Source organism: Calditrichota bacterium, from assembly GCA_013152715.1.
GTDB lineage: Bacteria > Zhuqueibacterota > Zhuqueibacteria > Thermofontimicrobiales > Thermofontimicrobiaceae > 4484-87.
On record JAADFU010000073.1, the window covers coordinates 1 to 6045 of the forward strand.

At 43.4% G+C, this 6045-nt stretch carries 6 protein-coding genes; 4 read left to right on the plus strand and 2 right to left on the minus strand.

Annotated elements, in window-relative coordinates; translation table 11 throughout:
- Positions 1 to 905: hypothetical protein (locus tag GXO74_05625; GenBank protein ID NOZ61141.1), on the minus strand; the 905-nt coding region annotated here is incomplete at its 3' end.
- A gap of 644 nt (positions 906 to 1549) precedes the next feature.
- Here GXO74_05625 and GXO74_05630 point away from each other — a divergent pair.
- Positions 1550 to 2020: an ATPase P gene (locus GXO74_05630; protein NOZ61142.1), complete on the plus strand. Its 471-nt coding sequence runs from the start codon at positions 1550 to 1552 to the stop codon at positions 2018 to 2020.
- 25 nt (positions 2021 to 2045) lie between these two features.
- On the opposite strand, the gene GXO74_05635 is transcribed toward GXO74_05630, so the two are convergent.
- Positions 2046 to 2876: a TlpA family protein disulfide reductase gene (locus GXO74_05635; protein NOZ61143.1), complete on the minus strand. Its 831-nt coding sequence runs from the start codon at positions 2874 to 2876 to the stop codon at positions 2046 to 2048.
- Positions 2877 to 3404: 528 nt separating this feature from the next.
- Between GXO74_05635 and GXO74_05640 the strand changes: the two genes are divergently transcribed.
- The 3 genes from GXO74_05640 to GXO74_05650 form a co-directional block, all read left to right on the plus strand.
- A complete protein-coding gene (locus GXO74_05640; protein ID NOZ61144.1) occupies positions 3405 to 4601 on the plus strand; it encodes an NTP transferase domain-containing protein in 1197 nt (398 codons plus the stop codon).
- A gap of 47 nt (positions 4602 to 4648) precedes the next feature.
- Positions 4649 to 4753 carry a 30S ribosomal protein THX gene (locus tag GXO74_05645; GenBank protein NOZ61145.1) on the plus strand — a complete coding sequence of 35 codons (105 nt, stop codon included), beginning with the start codon at positions 4649 to 4651 and terminating at the stop codon, positions 4751 to 4753.
- 198 nt (positions 4754 to 4951) lie between these two features.
- The coding region (locus GXO74_05650; protein ID NOZ61146.1) for a hypothetical protein at positions 4952 to 6045 on the plus strand (1094 nt) is incomplete at its 3' end.

The following is a 6045-nucleotide window of genomic DNA, read 5'->3' on the forward strand; positions in this document are numbered from 1 at the left end:
TTTTTAACTTTGTCCCGTGCGTAATAGGAAAAAGTGTGATCCCCGTCTGACAGCAACGCCGTGGGAACCGCTTTTCCCGAATAGGTCTTTTCTGTCCCGGCATCAAAGGCATAGCTCAGTTTTTGAACGCCGGAACGGTTATCCGTGCTGGTCAATTCCAAATAGGCTCGCGGAGACAAAATGTCACCTTTGTGAATATTTTTTACTGTGTGATTTGTGGTTGGCGGCGTCAAATCGAGATCAAACAGATAAGTGATCGCTTTTTCGGCGTTGCCGACATGGTCCACCGCATAATAGCGCAGATTGTACGCGCCTTCCTTATCAATCGTCAGCGCTGCCGAATAAGGAGAAAAAGGAGCGCCATTGATGGAATAGTATGTCTCCTTGACGCCGGAATTGTTATCCGAAGATTCCATCCGAATAGACACCGGTTCGCCGTAAATCGTGATCTGTCCGTCCTTGATTTTTGGCGCGTCCGTGATAAATCTTTTCGATACCGGACTGCTTTCGTCCACGTAAATGTAAAAGATGCGATCCGGCTCCAGTAGCGCCTCGGGATTGGTGCCCTTTTCCTTCCAAAATTTCGCGCTGGGATGAATCACACTGTGCTTGCCTTCATTTTCCATAAAAAAAGGCAACGCCATCACCGGTTTTCCTGCTTTGGCGGCGTCTTTGTAACTTTTTTCGCTGTAAAGCAGATGCGACGGCGCGGAATCATCCGCTGAAGTCGAAAGTTTTAAATAGAGCGGCATTGTGTGACTGGGAAGATAAACATGATGTTCCGGAGAAACATACACTGTCTTTTCATGTTTCAACGGCGGAGACAGAGTTTGCTGCGCAAAAAGAGAGCCAAAGAAAAGCAGAACAACGAGTAACGCACAACCTGACAAAATTTTGATTTTCACTGATTACCCCTCCTTCTCGTTATGCTTCAGTTATTTTGACGCGAATAGTTTAGTTCGACAAAAACCGATTTCATATCTTTTCGTATTATTTTACACAAATGTAACATTTTATTTTTTAAATGTCAAGATTTTTTTCTTCTTATTTTATTTTATTATTTTTAGTGTTTAAATTCAAAAAGTTATTTTCTTAATAATATTAGCATTAACTTGTTTTTATGCATAACTAATCCAAAAGCAAGATGATGCTATCCTCTCCACAATTAATTATCTTAAACCATTTAGGTTATGCTCTTATTACGGACAATTAATTATAAAAACAGAAAGTTAATTCACACGATAATTAGTATTTTTCCCTGTTCCAATTTTCCAATTGGCTAATAAAATTCGTTTCCATTTCTTAAGAAATAATGATTTGCAAAGTTGACTGGCTTAACTGACTGTTATTTTGCCTATTGTTGCGCTCATAATTTTTCACTTATTCTCCCGATGCTTCCTTCAATATCATAGTTAATAACGATTTTGTAATTCGGCGCATTCATAATAATCATCAATTAGTCGCTTGATCTCAAATTATTAGGGAACCTGTTGACCTCTGAATTCGTTTCTTGAAAGAAAATAGCCAGGACTTTTGACGGGAGAGGAAAATGATTGAAACAGACATTCCGGGATTCGGAAAAATTTCACTCAAATACGCGGTTTTCGACTACAACGGAACTCTGGCGATCGACGGCGAATTATTGCCGGGCGTAAAGGACAAACTTAGCGGCTTGAGTTCGCAAATCGCTGTGCACATTTTAACTGCCGACACCTTCGGTAAAGCGGCGGCGCAATTAGCCGACTTGCCCGTCACGTTGCACATTTTGCAAGGGAAAAATGAAGCGTTTCAAAAATTGGATTACATCAATTCGCTGGGAGCCGACAGGGTAGTCACATTCGGCAACGGCAATAACGACAGACTCATGCTTGCGGCGGCCGCGCTGGGGATTATTGTGATGGAAAACGAAGGCTGTTCAATGAGATCGCTTCAGGCGGCAAATATCGGTGTTCGTTCTATTTTGGACGGGATCGATCTGTTGCTGCAGCCCATGCGATTGAAAGCCACGCTGCGATTTTGACTCACTGTGGCCGAGAAATTCCAGTTCATTTCGCAATTTCTGCGATGACGACCTTTTCCACTTCCGCCGGCACTTTGAATTTTGTCATCGGCAGTACAGCGATGCGGACGCCGTCGAAATGGCGGTAATCGATGCGAAAAATTTTTTCCTTTGCATCATACTTTTTAGCAACAATATCATCTTCAAACAGCGAAACGCCAAGCTCCATCTCTTTTTTGTCAAATCTAAAAATCTTACCTTCCAGATACAATTTGTGCTTGCCCTGGTAAATCAATGGGATTTTTTTGCCTGATTGCGCCAGATCATCGAGATGTTTTGTCATTGCCTCTCCTTCCGTCTGTTTTGCGGAACGAGTTGATTGCATTTGTTTGTGGATCCTTTTTTTCATTTTTGCAAATTCTTCGGGATTAAAGAGTCGGGTGAGAAAAATGATATGCAGATTTTTGTTTAGAACAATATTTCGCGTTACGCCGCCGCGGGCGAAGCGTTCAAAAATTTTTCCGTCAATATCCAGCGCCACGGGGTAAGTCATCCCGATTTCTTTGCGCGCCTTTTCTGCGACATCCTTTTTTTCTTTGTAATTGACGCCAATGACCATCACTTTTTTGTTTTTCAAAGGCTGCCAGATTTCGCTCTCTAAATGCGGAATTTCCTTGCGGCACACGACGCACCACGAAGCGAAAAAATTGAGCACAATGACGTCGGCATCGATTTGTGACAATTTCTTGCTCGTCCCATCCAAAAAAGTGAGCGTAAAATCATCGACACGATCGCCGACCTTGACGATGTAGCCGCGCGCGTCCGGTTTGGGCGCATCCTGGCACGCCGCAGAAAATTGAAACAGCACAATTCCCATTAAAATTAATTTCGCCGTAAAAGTTCTCATAACTGTTCCTCAAAAATAATCGATTCAATTCAGTGAATAATAAAAAATTGTGAGTGAAAAAGCAAGAAGTTTTTTGTTTCAATGTAAAAAGCGGGTGTGCGCCAACTTTTAGTTTGGGGTACACCTCATAGCCGTCAGTTTAAGTGATTTTGAATTATTGTTTCGTTCAGAATTGTCAATTAGCAGTTCGCAATTGACAATTAATCGTAGTAATTTGTTTTAACAGCTAATTTCTAAACTAATTTAATTGTGATTAGTTAATTGAGAACTGTCAATTGACAATGTGGAAACCAATTTTTCCCTTAAGCCGAGGGCAATGAGGTACACCTGTTTTCGAAAAAATCCTCTGTGCGCGCTGCGGCAAACCACAGCGCTTCCGATAATTTTGAATTTATCAAAATTCTCCTTGACAAAAAGGTAGATTTGCCCTATCTTTAGGCTTTGAATTTTTCTGTTGCGCAGATTCTGATAACTGAAAACAAATCTCAGGAGCAAAAGATGCAAGCCGCGATCATGGTTGCCGGAAAAAGCACGCGCACTTATCCTTTGACACTCACTCGTCCCAAGCCATTGCTGCCGGTCGCGAATAAGACAATTGTGGAACACATTTTGGAACAATTGCATGGGCTGGTTGAAGAAGTGATTCTCATCGTCGGCTACAAAAAAGAGATGATTGAGGAGCACATCGGCCCCGAGTGGCGCGGCATTAAAATCAGCTATTGCGAGCAAAAAGAGCAAAAGGGCACGGGACACGCCGTGTTGCAGACAGCGTCTTTCATCCAGGATCGATTTATCGTACTGAACGGCGACGATATTTACGCCCAAGAAGACATCGAAGCACTCACAAAATACGAGTACGCAGCGCTGGCGCGCTGGGAAGAAGACCCCTCGCAATACGGCGTTTTTGAGGTGGATGAAAACAATCGCGTGCTGAATTTGGTGGAAAAACCCAGAAAATTCATCGGCAACCTCACCAACGTCGGCGCCTACGTTTTCGACCGCTCAATTTTCGATTACATCGAAAAAACGCCAGTCAGCGAGCGCGGAGAGATCGAAATCACCTCGTCGATTTTAATGCTCGCCAACGACAAGCCATTTTACACGCACATGATCGAAGGATTCTGGCTGGCGAACGGCTACCCCTGGGAGTTGCTGGAGACGCAGGAATTTTTCATGAAAACCTCTTCCAGCAGAGAAATTCTTGGCTCTGTGGAAATGAACGTCCAACTCAAGGGAAGCGTGGTCATCGGGAAAAACACTTTGATCAAATCCGGCGTTTACATCGAAGGGCCTGTGATCATCGGAAATAATTGCATCATTGGACCCAATGCTTACATTCGCGCGCACACTGCCATTGGCGATAATTGTCAGATAGGTCAGGCCGTGGAAATAAAAAATTCCATCATCATGAGTAACACGAAAATTTCCCATTTGAGTTTTGTCGGCGATTCCGTCATCGGCGAAAACGTGAATTTGGGAGCCGGATTTGTTTCCGCCAATCTGCGCCACGACGGCGAAAATGTTAAATCTTTGGTGAAGGGGAAATTAGTCGATACAGGCAGAAGAAAATTCGGCGCCGTCATCGCGGACAATGTCAAAACCGGCATCAATAATTCGATTTATCCCGGCCGTAAAATTTGGCCCGGCAAACAAACAGAAATCGGAGCGAAAGTCAAGCACGATATTGTTGATTGAATAAATAAAATCAAGACCAGCGTTTAATTTATTGACAGGAGGATTCAATGGGAAAAGGTGACAAAAAGACCAAACGTGGCAAGATTTTTCGTGGTTCATTCGGCAAAACAAGACCGAGAAAAAGAAGAAGTAAAAAAGAAACTGCCAAATAATGGGATGCTGTTTGCCTGAGAAAATTTCCCAACCATTATCGAGAAATTTTTCGTTTTTTATTTTCAGGCACAAACAAAATAATTTCAGAGTCGTGCGTTATGTTGCATCAATTGCAAAACATAATTGTCACATCACTAATTTTGATGAAATTCTTGATTCCATTTTTCAGCCCTGCGTTCGATGATTCGGAGGAAAAAGTGACAAACAGCCAATTCAAAACAGTGGATCTGAGCGGTGCGTGGCGTGTCAACGATTTTACGCTGGGAGAAGGCGTCAAAAAAAATGTCTTTTCCCCAGATTTTGACAAAAGCGGTTTTATTCCAGCGCCGGTGCCCGGAACTGTCCGGCAGGCGCTACTTGCCGCCGGTAAAATTCCCGATCCCTATTTCGGCTTCAACAACGAAGAAGCGCTCTCGGTGGAAAATCGGGAATGGTGGTTTTGCCGGGATTTTGAAGTTGATGAATCTGAAAAAGGAAAATTCATCGGCATTGTTTTTGAAGGAACTGTTTTCAAAGGTGAAGTCTGGTTGAATGGAAAATTTCTGGGCAAATTGGAAGGAATGTTCAATCCGCGCAGCTTTCGCATTTCCGACTTGCTAAATTTCAACGGCAAGAACCATCTCGTTGTCCGCCTCGAAGCGCCCGAGGACGCCAGAAATATCAAAAAAGTGAACGGGCTGACTTTTGACTCCCGACGCCAACAATTGTATTCCATTGCTCAATGTCTTTTTGCCTGGGACTGGGCGCCGCACATGGTTCCGGTTGGCATCTGGCAGCCGGTGAAATTGCGCATCACAGGTCCGATTTGCATTGACAAACCGCACATTGTGACAAAGCTAAAATCTGAAAATCACGCGCAAATTTCCATTTCCGCAGCAATTTCCAACCTTTCAAATCAGGAAAAATCTTTCGAGCTTCGGGGCGTTATTCGCGGGAAGAATTTTTCCGGTGAAGATATTTCATTTGAAAAATCGGGCACCATTTCCGCCAATAAAACCGTCCTCATTTCACAAGAAATTGATATTCCCAACGCCCAATTGTGGTGGCCCAACGGCATGGGCGAGCCGAATTTATACCTTGCCGAAATCAAATTGATCGCGAAAAATAGCATTTCCGATCAGAAAAGCGTGCAATTCGGCATTCGAACATTAAAAATGGTTGACAACGACGATGTCGATTCATTCATCCAGGAAATGGGCAAAGCGGTGGGTAATGTTTATCGTATGGGAAAAGTCGTCGGCTCATATCCCTGGACTTTTGAAATTAACGGCGTGCGCATGTTCGCCAAAGG

Bases quoted from the DNA above. Each gene is read 5' to 3' on its own strand.
- GXO74_05630 (NOZ61142.1), top strand. From the start codon at position 1,550: ATGATTGAAACAGACATTCCGGGATTCGGAAAAATTTCACTCAAATAC.
- GXO74_05635 (NOZ61143.1), bottom strand. From the start codon at position 2,876: ATGGGAATTGTGCTGTTTCAATTTTCTGCGGCGTGCCAGGATGCGCCC.
- GXO74_05640 (NOZ61144.1), top strand. From the start codon at position 3,405: ATGCAAGCCGCGATCATGGTTGCCGGAAAAAGCACGCGCACTTATCCT.
- GXO74_05645 (NOZ61145.1), top strand. From the start codon at position 4,649: ATGGGAAAAGGTGACAAAAAGACCAAACGTGGCAAGATTTTTCGTGGT.